General features: G+C 66.5%; 10 protein-coding genes, 1 pseudogene and 2 CRISPR repeat arrays (2 of these 13 only partly in view). All 11 genes and pseudogenes read right to left on the bottom strand.

The annotated features are described in order from the left end of the window. A CRISPR array of direct repeats spans positions 1–4369; the repeat unit is 36 nt; unit sequence GTCTTGAGCACGCACCCTTCCCCAAGGTGATACGCT; it reaches 1084 nt to the left of the window's first position. Between the two features lie 190 nt (positions 4370–4559). Next, positions 4560–5048, bottom strand: a complete 489-nt coding sequence (locus tag BQ7106_RS01050; protein WP_072369929.1) for a hypothetical protein — start codon at positions 5046–5048, stop codon at positions 4560–4562. Positions 5049–5050: 2 nt separating this feature from the next. Then, a pseudogene (locus BQ7106_RS01045) lies at positions 5051–5359 on the bottom strand (peptide chain release factor-like protein); the annotation flags it as partial. A 123-nt stretch (positions 5360–5482) separates the two neighbouring features. Further along, a complete protein-coding gene (locus BQ7106_RS01040) occupies positions 5483–6061 on the bottom strand; it encodes a DJ-1 family glyoxalase III (RefSeq protein WP_072369923.1) in 579 nt (192 codons plus the stop codon). A gap of 50 nt (positions 6062–6111) precedes the next feature. Continuing rightward, positions 6112–6567, bottom strand: coding sequence for a PTS sugar transporter subunit IIA (locus BQ7106_RS01035; RefSeq protein WP_072369920.1), 456 nt, complete (start codon positions 6565–6567; stop codon positions 6112–6114). A gap of 108 nt (positions 6568–6675) precedes the next feature. Continuing rightward, on the bottom strand, positions 6676–7731 hold the full coding sequence (ruvB, locus tag BQ7106_RS01030) for a Holliday junction branch migration DNA helicase RuvB (RefSeq protein WP_072369917.1): 1056 nt from the start codon (positions 7729–7731) through the stop codon (positions 6676–6678). Next, the gene (ruvA, locus tag BQ7106_RS01025) at positions 7731–8369 is read right to left on the bottom strand and encodes a Holliday junction branch migration protein RuvA (protein WP_072369914.1); all 639 of its coding nucleotides are present in this window, start codon (positions 8367–8369) and stop codon (positions 7731–7733) included. The genes ruvB and ruvA overlap by 1 nt, the downstream gene beginning before the upstream one ends. Next, entirely contained in the window at positions 8366–8872 is a 507-nt protein-coding gene (gene ruvC, locus BQ7106_RS01020; RefSeq protein WP_072369911.1) for a crossover junction endodeoxyribonuclease RuvC, read from the bottom strand. Before ruvC ends, ruvA begins: the two co-directional genes overlap by 4 nt. A gap of 73 nt (positions 8873–8945) precedes the next feature. Then, positions 8946–10766, bottom strand: a complete 1821-nt coding sequence (locus BQ7106_RS01015) for a nitrilase-related carbon-nitrogen hydrolase (RefSeq protein ID WP_072369908.1) — start codon at positions 10764–10766, stop codon at positions 8946–8948. 127 nt (positions 10767–10893) lie between these two features. Beyond that, positions 10894–11280: a desulfoferrodoxin gene (locus BQ7106_RS01010; protein ID WP_072369905.1), complete on the bottom strand. Its 387-nt coding sequence runs from the start codon at positions 11278–11280 to the stop codon at positions 10894–10896. Between the two features lie 176 nt (positions 11281–11456). Then, positions 11457–11744 (bottom strand): hypothetical protein, encoded by a 288-nt coding sequence (locus BQ7106_RS01005; RefSeq protein ID WP_129583753.1) that lies wholly within the window; start codon positions 11742–11744, stop codon positions 11457–11459. After that, the gene (locus BQ7106_RS01000) at positions 11684–11920 is read right to left on the bottom strand and encodes a DUF1848 family protein (RefSeq protein ID WP_240307392.1); all 237 of its coding nucleotides are present in this window, start codon (positions 11918–11920) and stop codon (positions 11684–11686) included. The genes BQ7106_RS01005 and BQ7106_RS01000 overlap by 61 nt, the downstream gene beginning before the upstream one ends. 68 nt (positions 11921–11988) lie before the next feature. After that, a CRISPR array of direct repeats spans positions 11989–17941; the repeat unit is 29 nt; unit sequence GGGATCATCCCCGCGTCTGCGGGGAGCAC (it continues 418 nt past the right edge of the window).

Raw genomic sequence — 17941 nt, 5'->3', positions numbered from 1 at the left:
GTGATACGCTATTGTCCTGATGCTCCTGCCAGTCCTGATAGTCTTGAGCACGCACCCTTCCCCAAGGTGATACGCTCTCTCGTCGAACTCGGCCCCGCACTCGGAGGTCTTGAGCACGCACCCTTCCCCAAGGTGATACGCTCGCTGCGCCTTGCATCACCGTTGCCATAGTGTCTTGAGCACGCACCCTTCCCCAAGGTGATACGCTAAATGTCGAACGTGAGCGAGATCGGGGACTGGTCTTGAGCACGCACCCTTCCCCAAGGTGATACGCTCACGCGGTCGACGGACCGGACGAGCTTACTGTCTTGAGCACGCACCCCTCCCCAAGGTGATACGCTTCGGGCGGGGTTGCCCCCGCCCTTGGTTTCGTCTTGAGCACGCACCCTTCCCCAAGGTGATACGCTCCCGGGTGTGGCGCCCTAGCTCGTCGGATGGTCTTGAGCACGCACCCTTCCCCAAGGTGATACGCTAGGACGGCCCTGACTGTCTCGCGCTCGTGCGTCTTGAGCACGCACCCTTCCCCAAGGTGATACGCTGAGTACGGCGACAGGGTCATCGACAGGTCAGTCTTGAGCACGCACCCTTCCCCAAGGTGATACGCTGGGTTCGTCTATGTATACCAATCGCCCGTTGTCTTGAGCACGCACCCTTCCCCAAGGTGATACGCTCACGGCGTCGACTACGGCATATGGCTTGAGGTCTTGAGCACGCACCCTTCCCCAAGGTGATACGCTTTCCGCTCCGGGCTGATAGACTCGCCATTCGTCTTGAGCACGCACCCTTCCCCAAGGTGATACGCTTCGTGGGGCCGTCTCCGTTGTGCGGAATGAGTCTTGAGCACGCACCCTTCCCCAAGGTGATACGCTCATCGACATGGCGTTGTCCTCGCCGAGTGAGTCTTGAGCACGCACCCTTCCCCAAGGTGATACGCTGGCACCAACGCCATCCAGCTCTGTAGCCGAGTCTTGAGCACGCACCCTTCCCCAAGGTGATACGCTGACACCATGCCAAAAACAACGGCGCTCAAAGTCTTGAGCACGCACCCTTCCCCAAGGTGATACGCTTGGAGGAGCGCGAGCCGGACGGCCTTCTCAGTCTTGAGCACGCACCCTTCCCCAAGGTGATACGCTCGCCGACGGCGTGCTCACCGTCCACGACAAGTCTTGAGCACGCACCCTTCCCCAAGGTGATACGCTATGTGGACTAGGGAGAACTGGAACACCATCGTCTTGAGCACGCACCCTTCCCCAAGGTGATACGCTCATCAAAGTATTCACGCAACAGCTCCTTGAGTCTTGAGCACGCACCCTTCCCCAAGGTGATACGCTGGCGGAGAGCTGCGTGCTCGCGGACGCGGAGTCTTGAGCACGCACCCTTCCCCAAGGTGATACGCTGCAACGTTGTGTTTCAGCTAATCACACCTAGTCTTGAGCACGCACCCTTCCCCAAGGTGATACGCTGCAACGTTGTGTTTCAGCTAATCACACCTAGTCTTGAGCACGCACCCTTCCCCAAGGTGATACGCTCTTGGTAGGGCATTCATGAAACCTCTGATAGTCTTGAGCACGCACCCTTCCCCAAGGTGATACGCTCTTCGCGTTCACGTCAACGATGATCGAGCAGTCTTGAGCACGCACCCTTCCCCAAGGTGATACGCTCTGACGCGTAGTGATCGACCCTCATGATTCGTCTTGAGCACGCACCCTTCCCCAAGGTGATACGCTTAACGTGCGCGCTCGCTGTCTTGTATACAAGTCTTGAGCACGCACCCTTCCCCAAGGTGATACGCTAGTAGCGAGGATATGGGAAGCCTCTTTCGCGTCTTGAGCACGCACCCTTCCCCAAGGTGATACGCTGGCGGTCGTGCGTGGGTACAGTACTGGCCGGTCTTGAGCACGCACCCTTCCCCAAGGTGATACGCTTTTCACTCCTTTCACCCGACGCGCAGCGCAGTCTTGAGCACGCACCCTTCCCCAAGGTGATACGCTGAGCATCGGCGTTATGGCGGACACGACCTGGTCTTGAGCACGCACCCTTCCCCAAGGTGATACGCTCAGCTCGTCCGCGCCCCACCACCACCACCAGTCTTGAGCACGCACCCTTCCCCAAGGTGATACGCTCAAGTATCTCGGAGGCGGCTCTCGCGGCGGGTCTTGAGCACGCACCCTTCCCCAAGGTGATACGCTCAAGCGTCAACGGCCCTGTCTCCACGTCGGGTCTTGAGCACGCACCCTTCCCCAAGGTGATACGCTGGAATCGTCCTGGTACTCGACCTTCTGGATGTCTTGAGCACGCACCCTTCCCCAAGGTGATACGCTGAGGAAGAGGAACAGGACATGACAGACGCAGTCTTGAGCACGCACCCTTCCCCAAGGTGATACGCTGCGGGGTCAATGAATCAGGGTCTGTCGGTCGTCTTGAGCACGCACCCTTCCCCAAGGTGATACGCTTGCACGACCTTCTGCCGCATGTCCTCGCCGGTCTTGAGCACGCACCCTTCCCCAAGGTGATACGCTTGGTTGGAACTGGGCGAGCGTGAACTACAAGTCTTGAGCACGCACCCTTCCCCAAGGTGATACGCTCGAGAGCGCGCACAGCACGGTGGCGATGAAGTCTTGAGCACGCACCCTTCCCCAAGGTGATACGCTGAAGGCGCCCCAGTTCATGCGCGGCTCGGTGTCTTGAGCACGCACCCTTCCCCAAGGTGATACGCTGGTAATCACGACCACGGCTGGCTCCCCGCGGTCTTGAGCACGCACCCTTCCCCAAGGTGATACGCTGAGTACGCGACCGAGGCCACGCTGAACGATGTCTTGAGCACGCACCCTTCCCCAAGGTGATACGCTACCTCTCGAACGCCACCGTTACGAACGAGAGTCTTGAGCACGCACCCTTCCCCAAGGTGATACGCTGTGCGGCACTACGACGCGAGCAGGAAGGCGGTCTTGAGCACGCACCCTTCCCCAAGGTGATACGCTGCTACCGTCGGACGTGACACCAGCGCCGTTGTCTTGAGCACGCACCCTTCCCCAAGGTGATACGCTGAGCAGATTTGCTCAGAGCTCGGCGACAGCGTCTTGAGCACGCACCCTTCCCCAAGGTGATACGCTTGCGGGCCGAGCGCGCAAGAGCCGGGCTCAGTCTTGAGCACGCACCCTTCCCCAAGGTGATACGCTGATGTCGCACTGGATGGTGCCGGTCACGGAGTCTTGAGCACGCACCCTTCCCCAAGGTGATACGCTCGACCGCGCTCGGGCCTTTCATCTGCTCGGGTCTTGAGCACGCACCCTTCCCCAAGGTGATACGCTCTTCCGGTCGTGTCGGCTGGCCCTCACGGTAGTCTTGAGCACGCACCCTTCCCCAAGGTGATACGCTGTGGTAGCTAACGTGACAGCCGAGCAGATTGTCTTGAGCACGCACCCTTCCCCAAGGTGATACGCTGGCGGTGTACGTGTCCTGATATGAGTCGACGTCTTGAGCACGCACCCTTCCCCAAGGTGATACGCTGGCGAGAGCGCGGAGCGCGACCTCGGCAAGGTCTTGAGCACGCACCCTTCCCCAAGGTGATACGCTGCAGGTGGTCGCGACGGCGTCGCAGACGCCTGTCTTGAGCACGCACCCTTCCCCAAGGTGATACGCTTGTTCGCGAACGGACGGCGCGACCCGCGCAGTCTTGAGCACGCACCCTTCCCCAAGGTGATACGCTGTCGGCGAGGTTCCGCTACCACAAGGAGGAGTCTTGAGCACGCACCCTTCCCCAAGGTGATACGCTGATGGCGTCGGTGATTGAGGTGACGGACTTGTCTTGAGCACGCACCCTTCCCCAAGGTGATACGCTGGACGAGAAGACCATGGCCACCATCAGGCTGTCTTGAGCACGCACCCTTCCCCAAGGTGATACGCTGCTGACGGCAAGCTCACCGCCCACGACAAGGTCTTGAGCACGCACCCTTCCCCAAGGTGATACGCTGGCATCGAGTGCGCCGTCATCGGCGACCCGGTCTTGAGCACGCACCCTTCCCCAAGGTGATACGCTCATCGAGTCGGCGCATATCCACGTCGGAGAGTCTTGAGCACGCACCCTTCCCCAAGGTGATACGCTTTGCCTATACGTGGATTGTACCCGCAGCTAGTCTTGAGCACGCACCCTTCCCCAAGGTGATACGCTGTCAGGATCGCCGAGCAGGAGGGCTTCACGGTCTTGAGCACGCACCCTTCCCCAAGGTGATACGCTATACAGCCAAGCGGTGGAGTCGACCGAGTCGTCTTGAGCACGCACCCTTCCCCAAGGTGATACGCTTGAGACGGGTGACGCCGCCACCTACCAGCTGTCTTGAGCACGCACCCTTCCCCAAGGTGATACGCTACCTCGACGCAGAAAACCCCTTTCAACAGGGGTTTTCTGCGTTGTGGAGACGAGCAAAATCGCGTGGAAGGCACCGATTCATCATGCTCGTCAACGGTTTTTATCCGTCTTGCAAGCCTGTCGCGGTGCCAATCATCAGCTGAATCCGTGTGTGGATTATGTGAGCGGCGCATCCGCCCCGAGGCACAAGCTATGAGTCCTCCAAGGAGACCTCGACGTCTAGGAATACCTTGACGATGCCGATCTCCGTTGGCCAGTTGTCGACGTACTGTGTCTCGACCGCGGTAACGGTACCCTGGACCCTTCCCCTCGACTCGAGGGAGCGAAGCGTTCCGATGTCGAGCCCGCCATCCTCGAGATGTGAGTCGAACTCGTGGCCCCTCGCGTCCCTGAGCGTGCAGACGGGGTAGACGGAGCCCGGGTAGCTCGACGGGGAGCAGGACTCGACGAGCTCGACTCGCTCCCCGACCGCAAGGGACTCGAGCGCCCTCATGGTTCGAGAGTCCTCCGCGCTGGGGATGCCAAGGGACTCCCACGTGAAGCAGCTCGTGAAGACAGCGCGGCCCACGTCCACCGTGATCGTCCCGCCATCACCCCCGCCCAGGCGGATGGCAGCAGGAAACATGCCCAGCGCGGACAGAAACGCCCGCCTGCTGACGCCCCCTCCCCCGGCGTCCACGCCTACTCACCCTCCACGCGGCGGCGAAGCTGCTTGACCTTGCCTCGGGCGCGCTTTGACTCGAGGCGCCGCCTGCGCTGGGACGCCGGCACGTGCGTCTTCTTGCGGGGCCGAGGCGGGCGGGCCCGCCGGCGGCACAGCTCGATGATCTTCTCGACGCAGCGCTCACGATTCTGGAGCTGGCTTCTCGACTCGCGAGACACCACGGTGATGCCCGTCGGCACATGGCGCATCCTCACCGCCGAGTCGGTGGTGTTCACGCCCTGCCCACCCGGGCCGGTCGCACGAAAGACCTGCACCTCGCAGTCACGCGCGATCTCCTGGGGCGTCTGCCGCGCGAAGGCGGCGTAGTCACGATATGTGAGCCCGTTCTTCTCCATGTGAACCATCCTACTCGAGATGGGCCGAGAAGAACCTAAGGTCGAGGGGAAGCCCTACAGCACGACCCCGGCCCTGACGCGCTCGACGGCGTCGTCGCCGAGATAGTGGCGCACGATCTCGAGCGCGAAGAGCATCGCGGTGCCGGCCCCCTGGCTGGTGATGACGTTGCCGTCGACCACGACCGGCTCGTCGGGCAGCAGCTCTGCGCCATGCTCGGCGAGCACGTGCTGGAAGCCCGGGTTGGACGTGGCGCGACGGCCCGTGAGCAGGCCAAGCTCGGCGAGGATCGACGGCGCGGCGCAGATGGCGGCAACGGGACGCCCCGCGGCGACGCGCGCCGATACCTCGGAGCAGAGCGGCTCGCAGGCACGCAGGTTGGGGGTCCCGGGAATCCCGCCGGGCAGCACCAGCATGTCGTAGTCCGCGAAGGAGAAGCCCTCGTCGGCGATGGAGCGCTTGCAGACGATGGTCACCTCGTGGGAGGAGGTGACCTCCCGATCCGGCGTGATGGCCACGGTGTCGCAGGGGATGCCGGCACGGAACAGCAGGTCCACGACCGTGAGCCCCTCGATCTCCTCGAGGCCCGGAGCAATGAGTACCGCGACGCGACTGTCGGTCTCCTGCCTGAACATGCGATCCCTCCTCGCTCGTGGCCCCCGGCGAGCCGGGGGCGCGGTCGTCCCTAGTCCTCGATGCCGGCGTTGATGGCGTCGGCGATTGCCTGCGGGTCGTCGGAGCCGCGCAGGAGGTTCTTGAAGTCGTCCTTCATGAGCAGGACCGCGGTCTTGGACAGGAGCTTGATGTGGGTAGTGCCCGCCTCGCCGCTCGGAACGAGCAGCGCGATGGCGATGTCCACCGGCTTGTCGTCAAAGCTCGGCCAGGAGACGGGGTGGTCGTTCTTGACGACGATCACCGAGGCCTCGGTGACGGCGGACGACTTGGCATGCGGCACGGCGAAGCCGTCGGTCATGCCGGTCTCGCCCAACTCCTCGCGCGCGACGAAGTCGTCATAGAGCATCTCGGCGTTGGTTGCGACGCCAAGCTCGACGGCCTTCTCCGCGATGAGGCTGAGCAGGTCCTCACGGGAGTTCTTGCTCTGGTTGACGAAGACGTTGGTGGCCTTGGCGAACTCGCTCACGAGTGACCTCCCTGTGGTCGGGCGCGCCCGTCGGGCGCCAGATGGACACGTCAATGATAGCCGTCTTGCCGCCGTCGCGGGGCGAGAGGCACCGCGACGAGCGCGGCCCTAGCGCGACGGGGGCTCGATCCCCAGGTGGTCGAAGGCGGCGAGCGTCGCCTGGCGGCCCTGGGGCGTGCGCACGATGAGGCCGCGCTGCAGCAGGTACGGCTCATAGACGTCCTCGAGCGTCGACGGGTCCTCGGAGACCGCGCTCGCCACCGTGGTGAGCCCCACGGGGCGGCCGCAGAACGTGCTGCACAGCGCCGTCAGGATGCGCACGTCCATGGTGTCGAGGCCCATGGCGTCGATCTCGAAGAACTCGAGCGCCTCTGCCGCCACCTCCCAGGTGATCTTGCCCTCGCGCTTGACCTGGGCGTAGTCGCGCACGCGCTTGAGCAGGCGGTTGGCGAGGCGCGGCGTCCCGCGCGAGCGCGAGGCGATCTCCTCGGCCCCCTGCTGGTCGATCTGCACGCCCAGGATCTTGGCGGAGCGGGTCACGATGACCGCGAGCTCCGAGGTGGTGTAGTAGTCGAGACGGTACGAGATGCCGAAGCGGTCGCGAAGCGGCCCGGTGAGCAGCCCCGTGCGCGTGGTCGCGCCCACGAGGGTGAAGCGCGGCACGTCGATCCTGATGGAGCGAGCCGCGGGCCCCTTCCCGATCACGATGTCGAGGAAGAAGTCCTCCATCGCGGGGTAGAGGATCTCCTCGATCTGGTGGTTGAGGCGATGTATCTCGTCGACGAACAAGACGTCCCCGGCCTCGAGGTTGGTGAGGATGGCGGCGAGGTCGCCCGCGCGCTCGATCGCGGGGCCCGAGGTGGTGTGCATCTTGGCGCCCATCTCGTTTGCCACGATCCCGGCGAGCGTGGTCTTGCCGAGTCCCGGGGGGCCCGAGAAGATCACGTGGTCGAGCGCCTCCCCGCGATCGCGCGCCGCCTGGATGAGCACGCGCAGGTTCTCGCGGACGCGCTCCTGCCCGATGTACTCGTCAAGCGCCCGGGGCCGCAGGGTCCGGTCCTGGTCGAGGTCGTCGGCGGTGAGCTCGCCCGAGACCTCGCGCGGCCCGGAGGGCCGCGGGGCGGTGGCTCCGGCGAACAGATCCTTCTCGCTCGCCTCCCACATCATCTACCACTCCCCAGCCTCCGCAGGGCGTACGCGAGCACCTGCTCGACCGTGACGGCGCCCGCCTCGGCGTGGCCCTCGAGCGCCAGCTCGGCCTCCTGGGAGGTGAAGCCCATGGAGAGCAGTGCCTCGGTGGCGTCCGCCTCCACGCCCGCCCCGACGGCCGAGGGCGACAGCGGCAGCGAGGCGGCGCCTGGCTCCGAGAGCCCCACGAGGCCCCTCAGCTCGGCGCTCTTGGAGAACACGTCGGAGAGCTCCACGATGAGGCGGCTCGCCTTCTTGCGGCCCACGCCGGGCACCTGCGCCATGCGCGCGGCGTCCTGTGTGGTCACCACCTGGGCGAGCGTGGCGGGAGAGAAGGTCGAGAGCACCGCGAGCGCGAGCTTGGAGCCCACGCCCGAGATGGCGCGGAGCTGGTCGAACAGCGCACGCTCCTCGCGCGAAGCGAAGCCGTAGAGCTCCATGGAGCCGTCGCGCACGACCATGCGGGCGAGCACGGTGACGCCCGACTCCCCCACGTGGGGCAGCGACGCCGCGGTGGTGGACGAGACGCCGAGCTCGAAGCCGACGCCTCCGACGTCGAGGACGATGTGGGTGGGCAGCACCTCGAGGAGCGTGCCGGTAAGCTGGACTATCACGTGAGGACCCTCCTTGCCTCCCCGAGGCTCGTGGTTCTGGTGACGTTGGCGTGGCAGACCGCGGCGGCGAGCGCGTCTGCGGCGTGGTCTGGCCGGGGCTCGTGGTCAAGCCCCAGGATGGTGCGAACCATGTACATGACCTGCCGCTTGTCGGCCGCACCGGTGCCAACGACCGCCTGCTTGATCTGCATGGGGGTGTACTCCCCCACCGAGAGCCCCGCCGTCGAGCAGGCGACGATGGCCGCCCCCCGGGCCTGCGCGGTGGCGATGGCGGACTTGGTGTTCTCCCCGAAGTAGATGCTCTCTATGGCGAGCTCCGTGGGGCCGTAGCGATCGATGACCTCCCTGAGCTCCCGATAGATGCGGCCGAGGCGCAGGTCGATGGGCTCCGCCGCGGTGGTGGTGACGCAGCCGTACGCGCGGGCGCGGCACATGGGCCCCCGCGTCTCCACCACACCCCAGCCCGTGTGGGCGAGCCCGGGGTCTATGCCGAGGATGACCATGCGCCCCCTCCCGGCGTCCGCAAGAATTAGAACGTTCGTTCTATCATAGCACACGGGGAGGCGCCGGCAAGGCTCAGTTCTCCGAGAAGGGCCCCTCCCAGAGGGGCTGCGGGGAGCCGCCCTGCGAGCCGTGGCGCCCGCCTCCCTCGCCCGCCTGCGGGCCGGACGGCGTGAAGCCCCCTCCCTGCGAGAAGTCCCTGAGATACCCCAGGAGGTCGCGCACGTCACGGTCGTGCGGCGCGCCGTCGCCCCGCGCGGGCCCCTCCGTGCGGGCGGGCTCGTCCTCCCCGACCGAGAGAGCGCGCGCCGCCTCCTCGACGCGGGAGCGCTCCTCGTCGGCGCGGACGCGGTCGGCCCAGGCGAGGCCGAGCGGGCCGGTCGCCTCGACGAGCGTCTTGGAGGTGACGGAGATGGCGAGGCCCGGGCGCGCGCGAACCGGCTCGAGCGCGCGAAGGCGCCCGACGATCGCGCAGACCGCCTCCTCGCGCCCGCGCTCCGCCACGATGTCGGAGACCGGGAGCTCCCACTCCAGGTAGCTCGAGAGCACGAGGTCGACGAACTCGAGGCGCACCTCGTCGGACGGCATGGACTCGAGACCGGGCACCTCCGGCACGCCCAGGGACGAGAACGCGGCGGCGGGGATGGCGGGCGAGATCGTGTTGCGCAGGTGCGCGAGCGCGACGACGTCGGACCGGTAGAGGTCGGCGAGCGGGCTCACGCGCGCGGCGCTGAGGGGGCGCACGGGGCCGAGGGCGAGCCCCGTCTTGTCCGAGGACCCCAGGGCAACGGCACCGGTGCGGCGGGCGAGGGCGGCGAGCCGGGCCTGCGCGAGGTCGAGCGCGGCATCGTGGTCCTTCTCGCCCGAGAGGTCCAGGCGCTCGACGCGGTCCCCGGGGATCCTCAACGCGCGCACGAGCCGCTCCGAGACCCCGTCGGCAGCGTCGTCCCCGGACGAGGCCACGAGCGCGCGAACGCGCGTGGGGCCGAGCGCATCGGTGGCGAGGGCGGCCACGAGCGAGGAGCCCAGCGTCCCGTCCACCACGAGGCACGCCTCGTCGCTTCCCATGAGGCTGCAGGCGTCCGCGAGGCCGCGGGTGAGCGCGCCCCAGGTCATGAGCGGCGCGTCGAAGACCTCGGGGGTGAGCGGGTCGCTCAGGGGACCCTCGGCGGACGCGTCGACGTCGCAGACAAGCAGGTCCTCCTCGAAGCTCGGCGCCTGCGCGGCGAGCTCCCCCCACGGCGCCAGGACGAAGCTCGACCCGCAGAAGACTTGCGCGTCGTAGCTGCCGACGGCGGACGCCCCCACGATCCAGGCGCCCGTCGCCTCGGCGTCGCCGAGGAAGCGCCCCTCCGTGAGCGAGCTGCCCATGGCGCTCGAGACGTCATCGGTCGCGAACCCGTACCCGGAGAGAAAGACGATCACGTCGACGTCGTACTGGTACTCGTCGTAGTCGTCGAGGTCGTCGTAGGTGAAGGCCACGCCCAGGCGCGCCCCGGCGAACTCCATCTCGGGAAGCGGCTGGGACTCGGGGCGCTCCGCGCCGTCGGAGGCGGCGACGGCCTCGAGGTACGCGGTGAGGCGCACGGGGACGATGGACCCGTCCGCGATGAGCATGGCCTCGGGCAACGGCACGCCGTCGACCTCGGTCAGCACGGGAACGAGGCACGGGCAGGCAAGCCTGTCGACGAGGTCGAGCAGGCACTCCGCCAGGTCGAGCAGGAACCCCTCTCGGTCGACGTAGGGGACCGGCGTGATTCCGCACAGCGCCGGCGCGGGGAAGACGAGCAGGTCGACGCCCTTCTTCGCCGCGCTCTCCGAGAGCTCCGCCATGCGCCGGGACGTCCCCTCGAAGTCGCCCGCGCTCGTGCTCATCTGGGCAATCGCTATCCTCATGCGTCCTCCCCCGCAGCTCGTCACCTGGCTCAATTGTGCCACACGTCACGCCTCGCCCATCCGCGACACAAAGACGGGCGGGGCGCCGCCGAAGCGGGCCCCGCCCGGGAGTCGCGTCGTCGCGAGGCTAGGCGCCGACCTCGGCCTTCCAGAGGCCGTGCAGGTTGCAGTAGGCGTAGACGGTGCCGCCCTCGGAGCAGCACGCGCCGAACTTGGTGCTGGGCTCGTCGCCCGGCTTGAGGTGCTTGAGGCAGAGCTTGCCGTCCGTGACGAGCGCGATCCACTCGATGTAGTGCTCCTCGAGCATGGGGTGGGCGACCTCGCCCACGGTGACGACGATGTGGTTGCCGTCCTTGGTGACGACGGGCACGTGCTTCTCGGTGGCGGCGTCGGTGGAGCCTGCGACGAGCAGCTCCATGGGCTCGCCGCAGCAGCTCGGAGTGACGCCCGCGTCCTTGACGACGGCGACGATGTTGCCGCAGTGGTTGCAGCGATAGAACTTGACCTCGGCCATGGTGGGTCCTCTCTCCCGATCACGGCGCCCTCTGCGCCGCGCACTATTCATATGGTACCCGCTTGCTCGCAATTCTTTCTCGACGCCGGCGATGGGCGCGTGAACGGCCCGAGCGGCAGGCGTACGGCAGCGGAGCGGTAGTCCTTGCCGGCGCGGCAGTAGCGGCAGCCGTTGGGTCAGGTGTCTTTGGTGTCGATGTCGCTTGCCTCGAAACAATGGCAGCCCGTATGCATGCAGTGATGCCCGAGCAGATGGAACTCCGCGTCGTCGGCGCGCACCAAGACGTCAAGCGCGAGGCAACCGCTCGGGCGGATGCCGTAGGAGCTGGAACACCCGTTGGCGCCGCACGCCTGGAGCCACAGGCAATGAACCACCATCTCGCCGAGCATCCGCACAAGCGTGTTCATGTCCCCCACTGCGAGCGGCGCGAGCTCGGACATGTTGAGGCGCAGATTCTTGTACATGTCTCCACGAACGAGAAGATGCGGCGGCCCACGTACAGCACGAGGACATCCGCCATGCGCGAGAAAGTCACGCGGTGGCGCTCGATTGTGTAGACGGGCGTGAGCAGCACCGGGTCGTAGCGCCAAGCCACGTGCTCGGGCTCCACCTTGTCGGTCAGCGCGATTAGCGTCTCCATGATCCACTCGATGTCCGGCACGCCCGACTTGATGTCGTCTTCGGAAGCCGTGCGGACAGCCTTTCCCGGAAATCATCCCCGCGACTGCGGGGAGCACGCCGCAGAGGCATCCTCAGAGCTGCAGCCGAGGGAATCATCCCCGCGTCTGCGGGGAGCACCAGGTCGGTCACGTCTACCAGCAGGGCGACCCGGGATCATCCCCGCGCCTGCGGGGAGCACCCGTTGACGACGCTGACGTTGGCCTTGCGCGGGGGATCATCCCCGCGTCTGCGGGGAGCACCTGACGATGCGCTCTCGACGCTCGCACGGCACGGGATCATCCCCGCGTCTGCGGGGAGCACGGCGAGATAGTGCCATGAGTCGCGATGCATCCGGGATCATCCCAGCGTCTGCGGGGAGCACCCGGCGGAGGCAAGTCCGCGCTCGCGCTCTACGGGATCATCCCCGCGTCTGCGGGGAGCACACGGCGTCGACCCGCTCGACTACGACGCGGGCGGGATCATCCCCGCGTCCGCGGGGAGCACCTGACGCCGCGCGAGTGTGAGAGGTTGCAGGGGGGATCATCCCCGCGTCTGCGGGGAGCACTTGCGCATGAGGCTGTGGCAGACCACCACGACGGGATCATCCTCGCGTCTGCGGGGAGCACAGGCTTTTACGTCCCCGGGCAAGCCCGGTTTAGGGATCATCCCCGCGTCTGCGGGGAGCACCCTCGGGAGTGTATCCGCGCGGGGCGGTCGCGGGGATCATCCCCGCGTCTGCGGGGAGCACTACCCCAGCTTCAGGTTGTCCAGCATGTCGTAGGGATCATCCCCGCGTCTGCGGGGAGCACCTCAGCGCCAACGACCACGACGCGTTGACTGTGGGATCATCCCCACGTCTGCGGGGAGCACGAGCGTTTACGTCCCCGGACAAGCCCGGTTTAGGGATCATCCCCGCGTCTGCGGGGAGCACGAGCTGGGGACGAGGCACCAGGACGCGCAGCCGGGATCATCCCCGCGTCTGCGGGGAGCACACCTCGGCGAACGTCCTCACCGACGGCTCGTCAGGATCATCCCCGCGTCTGCGGGGAGCAAGCGGGGGTCATCGGCACACTGCTCGTCGGCGCGGGATCATCCCCGCGTCTGCGGGGAGCACGCGTAGATGTCCGTCTTTCCGGCGACGGAGGTGGGATCATCCCCGCGTCTGCGGGGAGCACTTGCTCGCCCATCGCCGCCGTCTTGGCCTCTGGGGATCATCCCCGCGTCTGCGGGGAGCACATGTCCAACCTCACCGACGCCCTCACGCAGCCGGGATCATCCCCGCGTCTGCGGGGAGCACGGGCACCCCAGCGGGTAGCGGATGGCGCCCGCAGGATCATCCCCGCGTCTGCGGGGAGCACCTACTATGGGGCGCGACCCCCACGTCTCTCAAGGGATCATCCCCGCGTCTGCGGGGAGCACACGGTGTAGTGTGCGCGGCGTTTTGGGCGGGCGGGATCATCCCCGCGTCTGCGGGGAGCACATTCCGGCGAACGTTTCGAGCGCGACGCCGCTGGGATCATCCCCGCGTCTGCGGGGAGCACTCCGAGCTCGCGGACTTCGCTGCCCACACGCCGGGATCATCCCCGCGTCTGCGGGGAGCACCAAGACCTGCCAGACATCTGCCACACATGCGCGGGATCATCCCCGCGTCTGCGGGGAGCACAAGTCTTTACGTCCCCCGACAAGCCGAGTTTAGGGATCATCCCCGCGTCTGCGGGGAGCACACAGAACGAGACCGACGCCCGCAACCTCGAGCAGGATCATCCCCGCGTCTGCGGGGAGCACTTGTCAAAGTACGTGCATATGGGACTTTGAACGGGATCATCCCCGCGTCTGCGGGGAGCACCCGGGAAGCTGCTGGAACCACGAGATGATGTCGGGATCATCCCCGCGTCTGCGGGGAGCACAGGCGCTTCAGCTCCATCGTGTTCTTGGGGCAGGGATCATCCCCGCGTCTGCGGGGAGCACGCCTAGCGTGCGCGCGACCTATCCCATATGCAAGGATCATCCCCGCGTCTGCGGGGAGCACCTGGTGCATTTCTGCAGGTAGATGGCTTGTTGGGGATCATCCCCGCGTCTGCGGGGAGCACGCCATCCCGAGCGGCGGCTTGCAACGGGTCTCGGGATCATCCCCGCGTCTGCGGGGAGCACTGACCTAATTTCCGCGCCGTCACGGACTAAAAGGGATCATCCCCGCGTCTGCGGGGAGCACCCATTGGGTAGACGCGATGAGCGACGCGCCGAGGGATCATCCCCGCGTCTGCGGGGAGCACGGACACCAAGCCGGGTAGCGGATGGCGCCCGCGGGATCATCCCCGCGTCTGCGGGGAGCACACGTTGGGGTATCGGGTCTGCCGACGTCCGTAGGGATCATCCCCGCGTCTGCGGGGAGCACGCCTTGGTGGTGGGCTACTCGGTGGGGTGAGGATCATCCCCGCGTCTGCGGGGAGCACTGATAAATGGTGGCGTTTTGTGTTTTCGTTAGTGGATCATCCCCGCGTCTGCGGGGAGCACTGATAAATGGTGGCGTTTTGTGTTTTCGTTAGTGGATCATCCCCGCGTCTGCGGGGAGCACTCGTCCACGCGCTCGCACGCACGGAGCACCTTGGGATCATCCCCGCGTCTGCGGGGAGCACCTCGGGGTATGCTCGAAATACCAGCTCGAGGTCGGATTATCCCCGCGTCTGCGGGGAGCACAGCAGGGACTTGGCGCTGACCCAGCAGCCCCTGGGATCATCCCCGCGTCTGCGGGGAGCACGTCGCAGGCAAGACGGACATCTACGCGGTGCAGGGATCATCCCCGCGTCTGCGGGGAGCACAGGCGCTTCAGCTCCATCGTGTCCTTCGGGCAGGGATCATCCCCGCGTCTGCGGGGAGCACAAGTTGGAGTCTCGCGAGCAGAGCTGTATGGCGGGATCATCCCCGCGTCTGCGGGGAGCACGTGAAGGAGATCTCGGGCAGCGTCACCGTGGCGGGATCATCCCCGCGTCTGCGGGGAGCACTCAACAGCGTTCTTGTTGTACGACATGTACGAGGGATCATCCCCGCGTCTGCGGGGAGCACTCGATGACGTCCCGGACGCTGGACTGGACGGTGGGATCATCCCCGCGTCTGCGGGGAGCACTCTCACCACGTCCCTTACCGGCGCGTTCTCCCAGGGATCATCCCCGCGTCTGCGGGGAGCACCTCGGGGTATGCTCGAAATACCAGCTCGAGGTCGGATTATCCCCGCGTCTGCGGGGAGCACAGCAGGGACTTGGCGCTGACCCAGCAGCCCCTGGGATCATCCCCGCGTCTGCGGGGAGCACTCGCCGTCGCACTCGTCATCGACGTTTGCCATGGGATCATCCCCGCGTCTGCGGGGAGCACGCCTTATATCGCCTCACAGCGCCGCACACGACGGGATCATCCCCGCGTCTGCGGGGAGCACCGCGGCGGCGGCCATGCCGAGCAGCTGCTCCTGGGATCATCCCCGCGTCTGCGGGGAGCACCCCCATGTAGGTGAGATGCGCCTCGAAGCTGTGGGATCATCCCCGCGTCTGCGGGGAGCACTTTACGTTGTGGTTTATGGCGTTATGCCACCTGGGATCATCCCCGCGTCTGCGGGGAGCACGCGTCGACGTAGGTCTCGTCGTAGCTGATGACGGGATCATCCCCGCGTCTGCGGGGAGCACTTCACAATTCCTACAAATTCACGGCGCGCGTCGGGATCATCCCCGCGTCTGCGGGGAGCACAAGTCTTTACGTCCCCCGGCTTGCCGGGTTTAGGGATCATCCCCGCGTCTGCGGGGAGCACGAGGCGCTCTCGTTCTTCAACCCCCGCCACACGGGATCATCCCCGCGTCTGCGGGGAGCACTAGGTCTCGACGTCGCCCGAGTTGTAGATCGTGGGATCATCCCCGCGTCTGCGGGGAGCACAACATAGGGGAGGCGTCGGTGAGGCTGCTCTCGGGATCATCCCCGCGTCTGCGGGGAGCACTTAACCTAGGTTAACAATGAAAGTTAGCTCAAGGGATCATCCCCGCGTCTGCGGGGAGCACCGCCGACCGCAAGCTGAATTATGGATTTGTCGGGGATCATCCCCGCGTCTGCGGGGAGCACGCGTTCATGTGCCGCTCCGCCTCCGCCAGCACGGGATCATCCCCGCGTCTGCGGGGAGCACGTCGCAGGCAAGACGGACATCTACGCCGTCCAGGGATCATCCCCGCGTCTGCGGGGAGCACTTGATCGTGCCATTATTCCAGGCTGCGTAGTAGGGATCATCCCCGCGTCTGCGGGGAGCACTCGACCCTCACGATCTCGCCCGTCATAAGGTTGGGATCATCCCCGCGTCTGCGGGGAGCACTCCATGGAGTCGAGGCGCTTCAGCTCCATGGTGGGATCATCCCCGCGTCTGCGGGGAGCACTACGCAGGGTCGGGCGCTTCCGCCGTCGGCGGAGGATCATCCCCGCGTCTGCGGGGAGCACAAGAAGCCCGAGATGACGATGGTGTCCTCACCGGGATCATCCCCGCGTCTGCGGGGAGCACGCAATAGCAGTAGCAGCGAGGACAGTAGTCTTGGGATCATCCCCGCGTCTGCGGGGAGCACGGGTTCACGACCGAGTGGGCCGAGGGCGCGGAGGGATCATCCCCGCGTCTGCGGGGAGCACACGATGCGGTAGTAGGTCTCGACGTCTCCGCTGGGATCATCCCCGCGTCTGCGGGGAGCACCACGACGGCCACGGTCGGCGGAAACCTCGCGGAGGATCATCCCCGCGTCTGCGGGGAGCACGCGCGCTCCACGGCGCGAGGGACATGGGCGACAGGATCATCCCCGCGTCTGCGGGGAGCACGACGGTAGACGGAGCACGTCTCGCGGTCGGTCGGGATCATCCCCGCGTCTGCGGGGAGCACTTGCCCTGCGGGGACATGACGATGCCGTTGGCGGGATCATCCCCGCGTCTGCGGGGAGCACAGGGCGAGGGCGCGCAGGCTGCACAGCCGAGCGGGATCATCCCCGCGTCTGCGGGGAGCACCCTGTCGGCGTCGGCTCGGGCGGCTCCGGCTCGGGATCATCCCCGCGTCTGCGGGGAGCACACCAGACGCTCTGGACCATCGTCTTCGACTTCGGGATCATCCCCGCGTCTGCGGGGAGCACACACCGCCCACGGCGCCTTTCCGCCGGTCGGGGGGATCATCCCCGCGTCTGCGGGGAGCACCAACTATCACTCCAGCTCAGACGGCAAGCTTCAGGATCATCCCCGCGTCTGCGGGGAGCACCCAGCCAAGTAGTTGTCCACGTTCTCGTCCCAGGGATCATCCCCGCGTCTGCGGGGAGCACGTCACCAACCCCACGTTCCACGTCAACGACAAGGGATCATCCCCGCGTCTGCGGGGAGCACTGGTCGACGTCCTCGACCCAAAGACGGCGTACGGGATCATCCCCGCGTCTGCGGGGAGCACTCCGGGCCCGCCGTGAAGCTCCCGGTACCCGAGGGATCATCCCCGCGTCTGCGGGGAGCACGTGCCAACGCCGTCGGTGTAGACCTTGCTGTCGGGATCATCCCCGCGTCTGCGGGGAGCACTAGTACTTGCCGTACTCGTCGCCGTCGAGGGCGGGATCATCCCCGCGTCTGCGGGGAGCACCGAGAGGCCCTGCGCACGGAGATTTCGGCGGAGGGATCATCCCCGCGTCTGCGGGGAGCACTTGGCCTGCGTGATGGCCTCGGCGCTCGACGGGGGATCATCCCCGCGTCTGCGGGGAGCACGTCAACGACAAGTTCGTCAAGGTCGTGTGGCAGGGATCATCCCCGCGTCTGCGGGGAGCACCATTGGTTGCACGCGCGATGCGCGCCCTTGCAGGGATCATCCCCGCGTCTGCGGGGAGCACGGATTGATCGCAGCGCCCCGTTCGGCTCAGCCGGGATCATCCCCGCGTCTGCGGGGAGCACGCGCTCAAGCCGCTCGAGGAGGCGGCGGAGGTGGGATCATCCCCGCGTCTGCGGGGAGCACGCACACATG

This window comes from Thermophilibacter mediterraneus (assembly GCF_900119385.1).
GTDB classification, from domain to species: domain Bacteria; phylum Actinomycetota; class Coriobacteriia; order Coriobacteriales; family Atopobiaceae; genus Thermophilibacter; species Thermophilibacter mediterraneus.
This window is presented reverse-complemented; position numbering and strand designations above follow the sequence as displayed.

Coding starts and splice junctions, on each gene's coding strand:
- BQ7106_RS01040 (WP_072369923.1), bottom strand. CDS start 6,061: ATGTTCAGGCAGGAGACCGACAGTCGCGTCGCGGTACTCATTGCTCCG.
- ruvC (WP_072369911.1), bottom strand. CDS start 8,872: ATGGTCATCCTCGGCATAGACCCCGGGCTCGCCCACACGGGCTGGGGT.
- BQ7106_RS01005 (WP_129583753.1), bottom strand. CDS start 11,744: ATGTACAAGAATCTGCGCCTCAACATGTCCGAGCTCGCGCCGCTCGCA.
- BQ7106_RS01000 (WP_240307392.1), bottom strand. CDS start 11,920: ATGGAGACGCTAATCGCGCTGACCGACAAGGTGGAGCCCGAGCACGTG.
- ruvB (WP_072369917.1), bottom strand. CDS start 7,731: ATGTGGGAGGCGAGCGAGAAGGATCTGTTCGCCGGAGCCACCGCCCCG.
- BQ7106_RS01010 (WP_072369905.1), bottom strand. CDS start 11,280: ATGGCCGAGGTCAAGTTCTATCGCTGCAACCACTGCGGCAACATCGTC.
- BQ7106_RS01015 (WP_072369908.1), bottom strand. CDS start 10,766: ATGAGGATAGCGATTGCCCAGATGAGCACGAGCGCGGGCGACTTCGAG.